Here is a 15,593-nt window from a genome sequence, read left to right on the forward strand (position 1 = left end):
GCTCAAACAAAGCGTAACGGCCGACGTCAGGGTCGTCTTCCCATGATCAATATGCCCAATCGTACCAACATTTACATGCGGCTTCGTCCGCTCAAACTTCTTCTTGGCCATTGATAACCCTCCTTAGACCTGAAAGAATTAATTTCCGGTAACCTCTATCATAATTAATTTCATTAATCCCTTTCGTTTACAACCTCAGCCGAGACGGATTCTGGCACAGATTCGTAACGTGCAAACTGCATGCTGAAGGTGGCCCGGCCCTGAGTCATAGATCTGACGTCCGTGGCGTATCCAAACATAGTAGCCAGAGGAACCTCCGCCGTTATAGTCTGAGCCCCGCCTCTGGACTCCAAGTCTCGAACCCTGCCTCGCCGGGAGTTGAAGTCGTTTAAAACCTCACCTACAAACTCTTCCGAAACCAGGACCTCGACATCCATAATCGGCTCAAGCAAAACGCATCCCGCCTTTTTTAAGCCTTGTTTTAAGCCCATTGATCCGGCAATCATAAAGGCTCGATCAGAAGAGTCAACCTCATGAAAGGAACCATCAAAAAATGAAACCTTCAAATCAGTCACAGGATACCCGGCCAGAACCCCTTGGGTAGCGGCCTGCTTAACCCCTGTCTTAACAGCTTGATAGTATTCGCGAGGCACAACACCCCCAATGATATCAGCCGAAAAAACCAAACCATCCCCGGGTTCAGCAGGCTCAAGCCTCAGCCAAACATGGCCATATTGGCCGCGACCTCCAGTCTGTCGAACAAAACGCCCTTCAGCTTCAACAGCCTGGGTGATGGTCTCCCGGTAAGCGACTTTGGGCCTGCCCACATTTGCCTGGACGTTGAATTCTCTAAGCAGTCTATCAACTATTATTTCCAGGTGAAGCTCGCCCATCCCCGAAATAATGATCTCACCGCTCTCCTGATCCGTTTTGGTATGGAAGGAAGGATCCTCGGCGGCAATCTTTGCCAGGGCCATGGACAAGCGATCCTGATCTCCCTTACCTTTGGGTTCAACCGCCACGTGTATTACCGGCTCAGGTATATACAACTTCTCGAGCAGGATAGTTTCAGCGCCGTCACACAAGGTATCGCCTGTAGTGGTGTTCCGCAGTCCCACCGCGGCCACTATATCGCCGGCATAGACCTCCTTGGTCTCTTCCCGATTATTGGCGTGCATCTTCAACAGACGTCCGATCTTCTCTTTGGTCTGCTTAGTCGAATTATAGACATACGCACCAGATCGCAGATGGCCGGAATATACCCGCAGAAAGGTCAAATGACCCACAAAGGGATCGTTCATAACCTTAAAAGATAAAGCGGCAAAGGGCTCATCATCAGCCGACCGCCGCCTGATAATCTCCCCTTTGGAACCAAGGCCTTCAACAGGGGGAACATCTACCGGCGAGGGAAGATAATCAACGATGGCGTCCAGCAAAGGCTGAGCGCCTTTATTTTTAAAGGCAGAACCCATAAGGACAGGGACACAATTAAGCCCCAGTGTGGCGCGGCGCAGGCCGGCCCGCACCTCAGACTGCGTAAGTTCCTGTTCTTCAAGGTATTGTTCCATAATCCGGTCGTCCACTTCCGCCAAGGCCTCGATCATGGCCTCGCGGGCCTTTGAAACCTCATCTTCAAGATCAGAGGGGACTTCCTCAATCCTAAAATGAGCGCCCAAGGTTGTTTCGTCATAGATCACGGCTTTATTTTCTATCAGGTCAATAAGTCCTATAAATTTGTCTTCAGACCCTAAAGGGAGCTGGAGCAAGATCGGAAAGGCCTTCAAACGCTCCTTCATCTGGGTCAAACATCTTTTGTAATCAGCCCCGATGCGGTCCATTTTATTGATAAACGCGATACGAGGCACCCCGTATCGTTCAGCCTGCCGCCAGACGGTCTCAGATTGAGGCTCAACCGCACCGACGGCGCAAAATATGGCCACCATTCCGTCAAGCACTCTTAAGGAACGCTCGACCTCAATTGTAAAATCTACATGCCCCGGCGTATCAATGATGTTGATGCGATGCTTTCTCCAGAAGCTGGTTGTGGCGGCCGAGGTGATGGTAATACCTCTTTCCTGCTCCTGCTCCATCCAGTCCATGACGGCTTCACCATCATGAACCTCACCCATCTTATGCGAAACACCAGTATAATAAAGAATCCGTTCTGTAGTCGTGGTCTTGCCAGCATCTATGTGGGCGGCAATGCCAATATTACGGATTCTCTCTAATGAAACGACACGGGACAACGGAAGGTCAAACCCTACCAGCGATAATGAGCAAAGGCCTTGTTCGCCTCAGCCATGCGATGGGTATCCTCCTTCTTTTTTACCGCGCCGCCGCGACCTTGAGCCGCATCCATTAACTCGGCCGCAAGCTTGGTCACCATGCCTTTCTCACCCCTGGCCTTGGCATGTTGAATTAACCAGCGGATGCTCAAGGCCAATCGCCTTTCCGGACGAACCTCAATCGGTATCTGGTAGGTCGAACCACCGACGCGCCGGCTCTTAACTTCCACCACCGGTCTGACATTCTCCACAGCCTGCTCGAAAATTTTAATCGGGTCCTCCTTGGTCTTGGCGGCAACCTGATCCAGGGCCCGGTACATAATTGTTTCAGCCAGGCTTTTCTTGCCACGACGCATAATACCGTTGACAAATCTTGCCACCAGCTGATTGTTATATTTTGGATCCGGTATGACCTCTTTCTTTAGAACTTCTTTCCGCCTAGGCATGAATCATCCTTTACTTGGGCCGTTTAGTTCCATATTTACTTCGACTGCTCCGGCGGTCCTGAACACCGATGGTATCCAATGTTCCCCGGATAACATGGTAGCGCACTCCGGGCATATCCTTAACCCGTCCTCCTCGAATAAGCACGACCGAGTGCTCCTGGATATTGTGCCCCTCTCCCGGGATATAAGTAGTCACCTCGATACCATTGGTCAACCTGACCCGGGCCACCTTTCTCAAGGCCGAATTAGGTTTCTTCGGCGTCTTGGTGTAAACGCGGATACAAACGCCCCTCTTTTGAGGGCAGCCTTTAAGCGCGGGGGTAGTGGCCTTTTTACGCTGCTTCGTTCTCCCCTTGCGAACTAACTGATTGATTGTAGGCATTAAACCTTAACCTCTAATTTTCATCCCTCATAGTAAGACCCTCAGAGGGCCGTCATCCTTCCCAGCGGGAGGTGGCCCGGTAAGGGCCGCAATGTATTTCGGCAGTTTTCACAACCACTAAAACGGTTGAACTTACTCTAAATTACCTTTTTATGTCAAGGGTTTTTTCGTAATCCGCCGTTAATTTCCCTAAATAATTTTTCCCAAACAAGTCAAGGCAGACCAAGTATACCAACCGGCCACCATATCTTCCTTCGATACTTTCCCTTTTCGGAGAAACACTTGACCCTAATCCAGGGCTTCAGTTTCTTTTTTTTCTCCTAATTTACGGTACTTAGACAAACCAGAGCCTGCCGGAATGAGACGACCCATGATAACATTCTCCTTTAAACCCATGAGCCGATCTATTTTACCGGCAATGGCCGCCTCGGTTAGAACCTTGGTTGTTTCCTGGAAGCTCGCAGCTGAAATGAAACTCTCGGTCGTCAAGGAGGCCTTGGTGATACCAAGCAGCAGCGGTTCGCCCATGGCCGGGTTTTTCTTCTGGGTCACCATCAACTCATTGACCTCCTCGAAACGATATCGTTCGATGTGTTCACCGATGAGGAAATCGGTATCACCCGGATCAGTGATGCTCACCTTCCGCAACATCTGCCGGACAATGACCTCGATGTGCTTGTCATTGATTTGCACTCCCTGGAGGCGATAGACTTCCTGGATCTCATCCACCAGATACTTGGCAAGCTCCTTCAGCCCGCGGATGGCCAGGATATCGTGCGGATTGGCCGAACCGTCCATCAGGGCTTCACCGGCCCTGACGTAGTCTCCTTCATGAACCGTGATGTGTTTTCCTCTGGGGATAAGGTATTCCTTTGGTTCACCCACATCTGGAGAAACGACGACTGTACGTTTGCCTTTTGTCTGTTTGCCATAGGAAACCATCCCGTCAATCTCACCGATAATGGCATGCTCCTTGGGCTTACGCACCTCGAAGAGCTCGGCCACCCGAGGCAGACCGCCAGTGATATCCTTTGTTTTTGTCGTTTCCCGTGGAATCTTGGCCAGGATATCTCCGGCCTCGATCTGATCTTTTTCCTGAACCATGATAATGGCGTTCAGCGGGAGAGAATAACGGGCCGCAACGCCATGGGCGTTTTTCTTGACCCGGTTACCGGCGTCGGTGATAGTAATCCGCGGGCGAACTTCGGTGTCCTTATATTCGCTGATGACCTTACTCGACATACCGGTCACCGGATCTACCTTTTCGATCATGGTCTTGCCTTCTTGGATGTCGGCATATCGAACGCGGCCCGAGACCTCGGTCAGGATCGGCGTGGTAAATGGATCCCATTCAGCCAGGACGGTGTCAGGCCCGACCTCGTCACCCTCCTTGACCTTAAGATGAGCGCCGTAGATAACCTGGTAACGCTCCCGCTCTCGGTCTCGATCGCTCATAATCGCCACCTCACCTTTACGACTCATGACAACCATCTCACCGCTCGAAGAGGCGACGGTGTGCAAATCAATGAATTTGATTTTCCCCTTGTTCCGGGAGACGATCTGAGTCTGCTCCACGCGCCGGCTGGCTGTGCCCCCAATGTGAAATGTCCGCATCGTAAGCTGAGTTCCCGGCTCACCGATGGATTGAGCGGCAATAATTCCAACCGCTTCACCAATCTCGACCAGATGTCCATGGGCCAAGTCGCGGCCATAACATTTAGTGCAGATACCTCTCTTTGCTCGGCAGGTCAAAAGGGACCGTATGCGGATGCGATCCAGCCCGGCCTCTTCAATCTTAGACAGGGCGTCTTCATCAATTTCTTCATTGGCCTTAACCAGAACCTTTTCAGTATATGGGTCAATGATATCCTCCAGGGCCGTTCGCCCCAGAACCCGCTCACTTACAGGCTGAATAACCTCGCCAGCCTCTCTGAGGGATTCAACCCAGATGCCATCCAGCGTGCCGCAATCGTATTCGGAGACGATGCAGTCCTGGGCCACATCCACCAGACGCCGGGTCAAATACCCGGAGTTGGCTGTCTTGAGTGCGGTGTCGGCCAGACCTTTGCGCGCGCCGTGAGTTGAAACAAAGTACTCAATCACGCTCAGGCCTTCCCGGAAATTGGCAATGATCGGCTGCTCGATAATCTCGCCCGTAGGCTTAGCCATGAGACCGCGCATTCCGGCAAGCTGTTTCATCTGATCCTTGCTGCCGCGAGCTCCTGAATCGGCCATCATGAAGATAGAATTAAAGCTGAGAACTTCTTCCTTTTCGCCTTTCGGACTGGTGACTTCCTTGGTAGAAATCTTGTCCATCATCTTACCGGCAACCTCGTCAGAGGCCCGGGTCCAGATGTCAACGACTTTATTGTACTTCTCACCCTCGGTGATCAACCCGTCTCCATACTGATCTTCAACCTTTTTAACTTCATCCCGAGCCCCAGTGATGATCTTATCCTTAAGCTCCGGGATAATCATGTCGGAGATACTAATAGACACTCCCGATTTGGTGGCGTAACGATAGCCGAGATCCTTCAGCTGGTCGGCCAGGACTACGGTTTTTTTCACTCCGCATTGACGGTAGCAGGTACCGACGAGATTCAGGAGCTCCTTCCTGGTCATGACCTTGTTGACAGATTCAAAGCCCAATTCATGCGGCACGATCTCCCAGAGCAGGATTCGACCGGTCGTCGTCTCCATTCTATGCCCATCAAGGCGCACCATGATCCTGGTGTGAAGGTCCAGCTCTCCGGCGTCATAGGCGATGCGCACCTCCTCCGGATTGCTGAAAAGACGGCCTTCGCCCCTGGAGTAGGGCTTATCCCGCGTCAGATAATATAGCCCCAAGACGATATCCTGGGTTGGTTCAATAATGGGTTCGCCATTAGCCGGAGAGAGGATATTGTTCGTGGACATCATCAGAACCCTGGCCTCGACCTGGGCCTCGATGGACAGAGGCACATGGACAGCCATCTGGTCTCCATCGAAGTCGGCGTTGAAGGCATGGCAGACTAACGGATGGAGCTGGATGGCCTTGCCTTCGATCAGGATGGGTTCAAAGGCCTGGAGACCAAGCCGGTGTAAGGTTGGAGCCCGATTGAGCATAACCGGATATTCCCGGACCACCTCGGACAGGGTGTCCCAGACCTCGGGTGTTTCGCGCTCGACCATCTTCTTAGCACTCTTGATGGTTGTGACATAACCCTTCTGTTCCAAACGATGATAGATGAAGGGTTTAAATAACTCGAGGGCCATCTTTTTAGGCAGGCCGCATTGGTGGAGTCTGAGGTCCGGGCCGACGACGATAACTGACCGGCCGGAGTAATCAACCCTCTTGCCCAGCAGGTTCTGCCGGAATCGGCCCTGCTTACCTTTGAGCATATCTGACAGTGATTTGAGCGGCCGCTTGTTCGGCCCGGTGATGGTCTTGCCACGACGACCGTTATCAAAAAGAACATCCACTGCTTCCTGGAGCATTCTTTTTTCGTTGCGAATGATAATCTCCGGCGCATTAAGCTCCATGAGCCTTTTTAAGCGGTTGTTCCGGTTAATGACCCGGCGGTAAAGGTCATTGAGGTCTGAGGTGGCAAAACGGCCGCCATCCAAAGGAACCAAGGGACGCAAATCCGGAGGAAGCACTGGAATAACGTCCATGATCATCCATTCCGGCCGATTACCAGAGTCCCGGAAAGCTTCCACAACCTTCAGCCGTTTGCTTAACTTTTTCCGCTTAGCCTCTGAAGCCGTTTCGGTCATGTCCTGCCTGAGTTGTGCGGAAAGTTCATCCAATTTTATATCGGCCAGTAAGGTCTTGATGGCTTCGGCACCGATGCCGGCCTGGAAGTTGTCACCGTATTCCTCGCGGGCCTGACGATAATGTTCCTCGCTGATGACCTGCCCATTGGTCAGAGAGGTTTCCTTGCGGTCAACAACGATATAAGATTCGAAATAGAGGACTTTTTCCAGTTCTTTTAAGGTCATATCCAGCAGATTCCCCACCTTGGAAGGCAGGCTCTTCAGAAACCAGATATGCGCCACCGGGCTGGCCAGCCCGATGTGGCCCATCCTTTCGCGACGCACCTTGGACTGAATGACTTCCACGCCGCATTTTTCGCAGACCACGCCCCGATGCTTCATGCGCTTGTATTTGCCGCAGTTGCATTCGTAATCCTTGGTCGGTCCGAAGATCTTGGCACAAAAGAGACCATCACGTTCAGGTTTGAAGGTCCGGTAATTAATTGTTTCCGGTTTTTTAACCTCGCCAAAAGACCATCGGCGTATCTTTTCCGGTGAAGCCAGGGAAATCCTGACCGCATTATAAGGCATAGGATCCTTGGGCCGATTAAATAAACTAAGTATATCTTCCAAGACGTTCCTCCTTGTCTTGTTTAATAATTATATCTCGGCCTCTTCGGCTGACTCGGCCGATTCACCATCCTCGATCAGCTCCACATCCAGGCCCAGGCTCATCAGTTCCTTGACCAGGACGTTAAAAGACTCCGGAATACCCGCTTCAAGAACATTATCGCCCTTGACGATCTTCTCATACATTCGGGTTCGACCGATGACATCGTCTGATTTGACCGTTAGAAACTCCTGAAGGGAATAAGCCGCGCCGTAGGCCTCCATGGCCCAGACCTCCATCTCACCCAACCGCTGGCCGCCAAACTGGGCCTTGCCTCCGAGGGGCTGCTGGGTTACGAGGGAGTAAGGACCGATGGAGCGGGCATGAAGCTTATCATCAACCAGATGATGGAGCTTCATCATGTACATCACGCCGACCGTGACCATGGAATCAAACCTTTCCCCGCTCCGGCCGTCTCTGAGGTAAGTCTTGCCTCCGCCGGGAAGTCCGGCCATCTTGAGGAAATCCTGAATCTCGTTTTCAGAGGCGCCATCAAAGACGGGTGTGGCCATGTGCAGGCCCCTGGACGAGTTGTTAATAAGCCCCTTTAGCTCATCGTCGTTCAGTCCGTCAGCAAATTTTTTATAATCCTCTCGGCCCAAGATGGACTTCAACTTGGAGCGAAGCTTTTCGGTGGATAGCTTTTCCACGAGCCTGGCAATCTGAGCGCCGAGCTCCTTGGAAGCCCAGCCCAGATGAGTCTCCAGCACCTGACCCACATTCATCCGCGAAGGCACTCCCAGGGGATTTAAAACAATATCCACCGGCGTTCCGTCTTCAAAATAAGGCATATCTTCTTCAGGTAAAATGCGGCTGACCACACCTTTGTTTCCATGCCGACCAGCCATCTTGTCACCCACGGAGAGCTTACGCTTCATGGCTACATAAACCTTGACCATCTTGATGACGCCCGGAGGCAGTTCGTCGCCCTTTCTCAAGCTGGTAATCTTGTCCTCAAAGACCATGCGAACCATGTCAACCTGTTCATTATAGCGGCTGATGATCTGACCGATGGCTTCACGAACGGTCCGCTTCTTGTCCTCTGATAAGGAGACATTAGCCCAATCGTTCGGATCAATTTGCTCGATGTGTTCGCGGGTGATCTTGGTGTTACGCTTGAATATGGTTCCTCCGCTCTTCCTGGCTTCGGTCAGTGAGGCGGACAGGGTCTTGCCAACTAAGAGTTCGGCCAGACGGCTCTGGATACTGGCCTTGATGATGTGTATTTCATCGGCCCTGTCTTTTTCCAGACGGGCTGTTTCATCGTCTTCGATAACTTGGGCTCGTTCGTCCTTGTCCACCCCTTTACGGGAAAAGACCCGGGCATCTATAACGATACCTTCAATCCCAGGAGGCACGCGAAGCGAGGAATCCTTAACGTCACTGGCTTTTTCACCAAAAATGGCCCGCAGGAGTTTTTCTTCGGGGCTAAGCTGGGTTTCGCTCTTGGGCGTGACCTTCCCGACCAGGATATCACCGGGGTTGACTTCGGCTCCAATACGAATAATACCGGCCGCATCAAGATCGCTGAGGCTCTCTTCGCCCAAGTTAGGGATATCCCTGGTAATTTCTTCTTTGCCCAGCTTGGTATCCCGGGCCATGGTCTCAAATTCTTCAATGTGAATCGAGGTGAAGGTATCGTCTTTGACCAGCCTTTCGGAAACCAGGATCGAGTCCTCAAAATTATACCCACCCCAGCTCATAAAAGCCACGGCTATATTGCGTCCGAGGGCTAATTCCCCAAGCTCCGTGGCCGGGCCGTCGGCGATGATCTGGCCCTTGCGCACATGGTCGCCGGAACGAACGATGGGCCGCTGGTTGAAGCAGGTGTTCTGGTTAGAGCGCTGGTACTTGGTCAGCTTGTAAATATCAACGCCGGAACTCACGCCTTCGTCCCCGTCGCTCTGGTATTTAAGAACGATCCGAGAGGCGTCCACGTCATCTATGACACCATCATGCTCGGCGACAACGTTCACGCCCGAATCACGTGCCACCACCTCCTCGATACCGGTGCCGATGAGCGGGGCCTCTGATCTTAGTAATGGCACTGCCTGGCGCTGCATGTTCGAGCCCATCAGAGCACGATTGGCGTCATCGTTTTCCAGGAAGGGAATAAGGGATGTCGAGACGGAGACGAGTTGATTGGGGCTGACATCCATGTAAGCCACTTCATCAGATGAAACCTGGACAAACTCACCCATGACCCGACAGGCAACGATATCGTCTATAAAACGGCCTTTCTTATCCAACAGGGCATTGGCCTGGGCAATGGGAAATTCCTTCTCGTCCATGGCAGTCAAGTACTTGACTGCCGAAGTAGCCACTCCATTCTTGACCACGCGGTAAGGGGTTTCGATAAACCCGAACTTGTTGACCCGGGCAAAAGTTGACAGAGAAACGATCAAACCGATGTTGGGACCTTCGGGCGTCTCGATCGGACAGATACGACCGTAGTGACTCGGATGGACGTCTCTAACTTCAAACCCGGCCCTCTCTCGCGTCAAGCCTCCAGGTCCCAAGGCTGACAGGCGGCGCTTGTGAGTAACCTCAGACAGCGGATTTGTCTGATCCATGAACTGCGAAAGCTGACTGGTGCCAAAGAACTCCTTGACCACCGCTGAAACCGGTTTGGAATTGATCAGATCGTGAGGCATCAAGGTCTCGACTTCCTGGAGGCTCATCCGTTCCCTGATAGCTCGTTCCATGCGAACCAATCCGATGCGATACTGATTCTCCAAGAGTTCTCCGACCGCCCTGACCCGTCTGTTACCCAGGTGGTCAATGTCATCGGTCATACCTTGCCGATCCTTCAGTTCAAGGAGTTCCTTGACCACGGCCATGATATCTTCCTTGCGAAGAGTTCGAATCGAAAGCTCAGTATCTAAGTTCAATCTCAAATTGAGCTTAAGGCGACCGACCACAGAGAGTTCATAATGTTCGGGATTAAAAAAGAGGTTTTCAAAAAAGGCGTTGGCCACCTCCTGGGTCGGGGGATTTGAAGGACGAAGCTTGCGGTAAATTTCAAGAATCGCCTCCTCATGGGTATTAACCTTGTCCAAAAGCAAGGTATCCCTCAAGGAGGAGCTGACATTGACTTTATCAATATATAAAACTTCGATCTCCTTGATCCCGGCATCGCGAATGGCGAAGTAAGCTTTTTCGTTAAACTCCTCATTGATTCCAAGGATGACCTCACCGGTAGCCGGGTCAACCACGTCATGAACCGTATACCGGCCAAAAAAATCTTCGTACCTCGCTGGAATTTCATGAATCTGGCTGTTAGCCAGCTTCTGCACCACAGACTGAGAGATTTTTTTATTCTTCTTAACGATAACCTCTTTTGTCTCAGGATCAACGATATCATCAAGGGCGCGATGGCCTAAAAGAAGGCTCGGATCGGTTTCTCTAGTAACGCGTTTGCCTTCAAAATGTATTTTTTCAGTCTGATAAAAGTAGTTAAGCAGTTCTTCGGTAGAATATCCCAAGGCCTTGAGCAGGAGGGTAACCGGAAATTTACGGCGCCGGTCAATGCGCACATGCAGGATATCCTTGGCATCGAATTCCAGATCTATCCAGGAACCTCGAAGCGGGATGATACGCGCCGAGTAAAGCAGCTTGCCCGAAGAATGGGTTTTCCCTTTATCGTGATCAAAGAAGACACCCGGGCTCCGATGGAGTTGGGAGACGATAACCCTTTCGGTGCCGTTGATAATGAAGGTTCCATTCTCGGTCATTAAAGGCAGGGTGCCAAAATAAACCTCCTGTTCCTTGATGTCCCTAATGCTGCGGGCGCCGGTATCCTTGTCCACGTCATAGACCACCAACCGAACCGTAATCTTGATTGGGGCCTCGTAGGTTAAGCCTTTGGCCAGGCACTCATCAATATCATATTTGGATTTGTCAAAGGTGTAGGAAACGAATTCCAACGAAGAAAGACCGGAAAAATCCCTGATGGGAAAGACTCCTTTGAAAACGGCCTGCAGGCCGACATCTTCCCGTTTATCCGGATCTATATTCTTTTGCAGAAAGCCTTCATAAGACTGCCGCTGCATCTCAATGAGATTCGGCATCTCGGCTATATGTTCAATCTTACCGAAATTTTTTCTAATTCTCAAGTTCGTTAATGGTCGGGCCATCTTAACTCCTTAAAAATAGAGTATTCATTGGCTTTTGGGCCAGGACCAGCCTCCTGGAGCAGGTCCCGGCCGTCTCCACTATTTAATTTCGACCGCTCCACCTGCTTCTTCGATCTGTTTTTTAACCTCTTCGGCTTCCTCTTTGGAGACCCCCTCTTTTAGAGGTTTGGGAGCCTCCTCAACCAGGGCTTTGGCTTCCTTGAGGCCCAGGGAGGTGAGCGCCCGAACGGTCTTGATGACCTGAATCTTCTTATCGCCAAAAGAGGTCAGGATGGCATCGAATTCTGTCTGTTCCTCAGCAGCACCCGCATCCTCGGCTCCAGCCACCGCCCCACCCGCGGCTAAGGCGACTGGCGCGGCCGCGGAAACGCCAAAAGTTTCCTCGAGCTCTTTGATCAACTCAGAAAGCTCCAACACGGACATATTTTTAATGAACTCAATTACTTCTACTTTTGTAATGTCGGCCATTTATTGTTTCCTCCATATCAATTGAATAAGGCCAAGAACTTTGGTCTAGGCCTGTTCTTTCTGATCGCGAATCGCGGCCAGGGCATAAACAAAGTTACCGATAATGCTGTTAAAGAGGCGCACTAGCTTGGTGGGCACAGCATTCATTGTACCCAGCAATATCCCGAGAAGAACATGTTGGGGCGGCAGATTACCGATGCGTTTGATCTCCTCGAAGTCTAAAATTTGACCGGAGATGATACCCCTTTTAATAACAAGCTCCTCATTCTCTTTGGCGAAATCCACCAGGGCCTTAGCCAATGGAACAGGGTCCCCGGTGGTCGTGCCTAAGGCATTGTTGCCGACAAGAAAGTCACTTAGATGCTCCGCAGCAGTCCCCTTGGCGGCCTGTTTAAGCAGCGTGTTCTTGACGACGCGGTATTCACCTCCGACCTCTCGCACCCGCCGCCGCAGGTCACTTATCCTTGTCACGTCCAGGCCTTTAAAGTCGGTTAAAAAAACCACCTTGACCTCATCCAGCCGTGAGGTCAGTTCGGCTACAATTTTTTCTTTCTGATTACGCTCCAAATTTTTTTATCTCCTTTCTCTTTGGCCATTTAAAAAGTTAAGACCTTCGGCCAACGAGAATTCGAGAGTTATTCTCAGCCTCGGCAGGCCGTCTTTCGTTTAACGCTAAGGCATTAGCGCACCTGCTGTCATTGACCGTAAAGTCATTTCAACCCCGAGCCGACATGACACCAGACCGACCTGAACTCTGTCTGGCGTAAGATCAGCCGCGAGGCATACCCGACTAATTTTTTGTGTCTGTATTTTTCGTCTGATCTTGCCTGTAATTTACCGAATCAGGTCCCGGACTAAATTGGGATCAATCTTGATCCCCGGTCCCATGGTTGTTGAAACAGCAATGCTTTTGAGATAGGCGCCTTTGCTTGTCGCCGGTTTGAGTCGCAGGATGACCTCGAAAAAGGATGTGATGTTCTCAAGCAGCTTCTCCAGACCAAAAGAAGTCTTACCAATCGGGGCGTGAACAATCCCATTCTTCTCAGCCTTGAAATCAATCTTGCCAGCTTTCAGTTCCTTAACCGCAGTCGCCACATCAAAGGTAACCGTGCCAAGCTTTGCGTTTGGCATCAATCCTCGCGGACCTAAAATACGGCCCAGTTTGCTGACCGCACCCATGATGTCCGGGGTGGCCACGGCCTTGTCAAATTCAAGCCAGCCCTTCTGTATCTTTTCGATCAGTTCATCGGAGCCAACAGAATCCGCCCCAGCCTCCTCGGCCTCTTTCTCCTTCTCGCCCTTGGCAAAAACCAGAACACGAACCTTCTTACCCGTACCATGTGGCAGAGCACAGACCCCTCTCACCATCTGGTCCGCATGACGGGGATCAACCCCCAGCTTGACCGCCACATCCACGGTTTCGTCAAACTTGCTAGAGGCAGTCTCCAGCGCCAACTGGAGACCTTCCTCGAATGTATATTTCTTGTCCCGGTCAACCTTCACCCGGGCTTGTTTCATTTGTTTCCCTATGTGGGCCATATCCTCTCTCCTAAACGACGTTCAGCCCCATGCTCCGAGCTGTGCCTTCAATAATCAGGACCGCAGCATCAATATCGTTGGCATTAAGGTCCTCAAACTTGAGTTTAGCGATCTCTTCAACCTTTGCCCTGGGCACCACTCCCACCTCGATCCGACCAGGCTCACTCGAGCCCTTAGCAATCTGAGCCGCCTGCTTCAGGAGTATGGAGGCCGGTGGTGTCTTGGTGACGAATGTAAACGAACGGTCAGCATAAACAGTTATAATGACAGGGATTATTGTTCCTTCCTGGCTCTGGGTCGCCGAGTTGAAGGCCTTACAAAACTCCATAATATTGACCCCATACTGACCCAAAGCCGGACCAATCGGAGGGGAGGGGGTCGCTTGTTTTGCCGGAACTTGCAATTTTATCTGACTAAGAACTTTTTTGGCCATTTGTTAATAAACTCCTTATTGAACCTAACTGTACCTGGTAGTAAAAAACCTGCATCTTCAGTTCGGAAGTTAAATTTTTTCAACCTGGACAAATTCCAATTCAACCGGAGTGGCTCGACCGAAGATGCTGATCAGAATTCTCAATTTTGCCTTATCTTCTTTGACTTCGTCAACACGACCGATGAAGTTTGAAAACGGACCGTCAATGACCTTGACCTCATCCCCATCTTCGAAATGGAATTTTGGTTTGGGTTTTGAAATACCCTCCACCATTTGGGCGATCACCTTTTCAGCCTCGTGGTCAGGGATGGGGGTTGGGTTGATGTTCCCGCCAAGGAAGCCGGTCACTTTAGGAGTGCCTTTCACGATATGCCAGGTCTGCTCATCAAGGTCCATATGGACCAGCACATAGCCGGGATAAAATTTCCGGGACGATGTTTTTATCTGGCCTTTGACCTTTTCAACCACCTGTTCCGTAGGCACCAGGACCTCGGAAAATCTGTCCTCAAGATGGAGCTGTCTAATGGTCTCCTCCAAGGAGGCTTTGACCTTTTCTTCATGTCCGGAATAGGTATGTATAATATACCACTTATGCGTCACGCACCCTCACTCCCATCAAAGTATCACGGTCTGTCGTTATTTAAGGATGAATTTAACCAGTCGTGAAAGCCCTATATCAACGAGACCCAAGTAGGCGGAAACCACGAAGACCAGAACGATAACTACAGCCGTCGAGGCTAAAATCTCCTTTCGGGCGGGCCAGTTGACCTTTCGCAATTCAACGCGCACCTCACGGAAAAACTGCCGTGTTTTATCAATAAAACCCGGCAACTTGAACTCAGCCTGAGCCTTGGTCTTCTGCTTGGCAGGAACTCGGGAGGTCCCATTCTTCAATGTCTTATTCTTTAAAGCCTTATTAGAGGCTGTAATTTCTACCGCGGCCCTTGTCGTCTTCTTTTTTTTTCTTTTAGTCTTGGCCATGTATCCTTAATAATGGTTTTGATAAACCTATGAGATGGGGTTTAAGCCCCATCATTGCGTTAGTATGGCAGGCCAGGAGGGATTCGAACCCCCATCACCCGGATTTGGAGTCCGGTGCTCTAACCGTTAGAGCTACTGGCCTGTGGCAAGTATCTATGACTCCTTGGGGGTAAAATCTACTTCGTCTCCCGATGGACAGTATGTTTATGACAAAAACGGCAGTATTTCTTTAACTCCAGCCTGCCAGGCGTCCGGCGCTTGTTCTTGGTCGTAGAGTAGTTTCGCTGCTTGCAGTCGGTACAAGCCAAGATGACAATATCACGCATCATTATTTCCTATTCAAGTATTTCGGAGATGACGCCGGCGCCCACGGTTCGGCCGCCTTCACGAATGGCGAACCGCAACTCCTTCTCCATGGCTATCGGCGTGATCAAGACCGCATCCAGAGAAACATTATCCCCGGGCATGACCATCTCCACACCCTCTGGCAGCGTAACCACACCCGTCACATCCGTAGT

Annotated in this window: 14 protein-coding genes and 1 tRNA gene; all 15 read right to left on the reverse strand. The window is 51.0% G+C overall.

Annotated elements, in window-relative coordinates:
* A partial coding sequence (locus JRI95_11890) for a hypothetical protein (GenBank protein ID MBW2062247.1) occupies positions 1–111 on the reverse strand: 111 nt, incomplete at its 3' end.
* A gap of 62 nt (positions 112–173) precedes the next feature.
* On the reverse strand, positions 174–2,246 hold the full coding sequence (fusA, locus tag JRI95_11895) for an elongation factor G (GenBank protein ID MBW2062248.1): 2,073 nt from the start codon (positions 2,244–2,246) through the stop codon (positions 174–176).
* 14 nt (positions 2,247–2,260) lie between these two features.
* On the reverse strand, positions 2,261–2,731 hold the full coding sequence (gene rpsG / locus JRI95_11900; protein ID MBW2062249.1) for a 30S ribosomal protein S7: 471 nt from the start codon (positions 2,729–2,731) through the stop codon (positions 2,261–2,263).
* A 10-nt stretch (positions 2,732–2,741) separates the two neighbouring features.
* Positions 2,742–3,113, reverse strand: coding sequence for a 30S ribosomal protein S12 (locus JRI95_11905; GenBank protein ID MBW2062250.1), 372 nt, complete (start codon positions 3,111–3,113; stop codon positions 2,742–2,744).
* A gap of 288 nt (positions 3,114–3,401) precedes the next feature.
* The gene (rpoC, locus tag JRI95_11910; protein ID MBW2062251.1) at positions 3,402–7,481 is read right to left on the reverse strand and encodes a DNA-directed RNA polymerase subunit beta'; all 4,080 of its coding nucleotides are present in this window, start codon (positions 7,479–7,481) and stop codon (positions 3,402–3,404) included.
* 27 nt (positions 7,482–7,508) lie between these two features.
* Positions 7,509–11,654, reverse strand: a complete 4,146-nt coding sequence (gene rpoB, locus JRI95_11915) for a DNA-directed RNA polymerase subunit beta (GenBank protein ID MBW2062252.1) — start codon at positions 11,652–11,654, stop codon at positions 7,509–7,511.
* A 78-nt stretch (positions 11,655–11,732) separates the two neighbouring features.
* Positions 11,733–12,113 carry a 50S ribosomal protein L7/L12 gene (gene rplL, locus JRI95_11920; protein ID MBW2062253.1) on the reverse strand — a complete coding sequence of 127 codons (381 nt, stop codon included), beginning with the start codon at positions 12,111–12,113 and terminating at the stop codon, positions 11,733–11,735.
* Between the two features lie 54 nt (positions 12,114–12,167).
* Complete coding sequence (gene rplJ, locus JRI95_11925; GenBank protein ID MBW2062254.1) at positions 12,168–12,689, reverse strand: 50S ribosomal protein L10; 522 nt, start codon at positions 12,687–12,689, stop codon at positions 12,168–12,170.
* 267 nt (positions 12,690–12,956) lie between these two features.
* Entirely contained in the window at positions 12,957–13,661 is a 705-nt protein-coding gene (locus JRI95_11930) for a 50S ribosomal protein L1 (protein MBW2062255.1), read from the reverse strand.
* Between the two features lie 10 nt (positions 13,662–13,671).
* A complete protein-coding gene (gene rplK, locus JRI95_11935; GenBank protein ID MBW2062256.1) occupies positions 13,672–14,094 on the reverse strand; it encodes a 50S ribosomal protein L11 in 423 nt (140 codons plus the stop codon).
* A 69-nt stretch (positions 14,095–14,163) separates the two neighbouring features.
* On the reverse strand, positions 14,164–14,694 hold the full coding sequence (gene nusG / locus JRI95_11940; GenBank protein MBW2062257.1) for a transcription termination/antitermination protein NusG: 531 nt from the start codon (positions 14,692–14,694) through the stop codon (positions 14,164–14,166).
* Between the two features lie 36 nt (positions 14,695–14,730).
* Positions 14,731–15,075 carry a preprotein translocase subunit SecE gene (gene secE / locus JRI95_11945; GenBank protein MBW2062258.1) on the reverse strand — a complete coding sequence of 115 codons (345 nt, stop codon included), beginning with the start codon at positions 15,073–15,075 and terminating at the stop codon, positions 14,731–14,733.
* A gap of 65 nt (positions 15,076–15,140) precedes the next feature.
* Positions 15,141–15,217: transfer RNA gene (locus JRI95_11950), tRNA-Trp, on the reverse strand.
* 34 nt (positions 15,218–15,251) lie between these two features.
* Positions 15,252–15,404, reverse strand: a complete 153-nt coding sequence (rpmG, locus tag JRI95_11955) for a 50S ribosomal protein L33 (GenBank protein MBW2062259.1) — start codon at positions 15,402–15,404, stop codon at positions 15,252–15,254.
* A 6-nt stretch (positions 15,405–15,410) separates the two neighbouring features.
* The coding region (gene tuf, locus JRI95_11960) for an elongation factor Tu (GenBank protein ID MBW2062260.1) at positions 15,411–15,593 on the reverse strand (183 nt) is incomplete at its 5' end.

The organism is Deltaproteobacteria bacterium (genome assembly GCA_019308995.1).
In the GTDB taxonomy this organism is placed as follows: domain Bacteria; phylum Desulfobacterota; class Desulfarculia; order Adiutricales; family JAFDHD01; genus JAFDHD01.

Coding starts and splice junctions, on each gene's coding strand:
- rpsG (MBW2062249.1), bottom strand. CDS start 2,731: ATGCCTAGGCGGAAAGAAGTTCTAAAGAAAGAGGTCATACCGGATCCA.
- JRI95_11905 (MBW2062250.1), bottom strand. CDS start 3,113: ATGCCTACAATCAATCAGTTAGTTCGCAAGGGGAGAACGAAGCAGCGT.
- rpoB (MBW2062252.1), bottom strand. CDS start 11,654: ATGGCCCGACCATTAACGAACTTGAGAATTAGAAAAAATTTCGGTAAG.
- JRI95_11930 (MBW2062255.1), bottom strand. CDS start 13,661: ATGGCCCACATAGGGAAACAAATGAAACAAGCCCGGGTGAAGGTTGAC.
- rplK (MBW2062256.1), bottom strand. CDS start 14,094: ATGGCCAAAAAAGTTCTTAGTCAGATAAAATTGCAAGTTCCGGCAAAA.
- secE (MBW2062258.1), bottom strand. CDS start 15,075: ATGGCCAAGACTAAAAGAAAAAAAAAGAAGACGACAAGGGCCGCGGTA.
- rpmG (MBW2062259.1), bottom strand. CDS start 15,404: ATGATGCGTGATATTGTCATCTTGGCTTGTACCGACTGCAAGCAGCGA.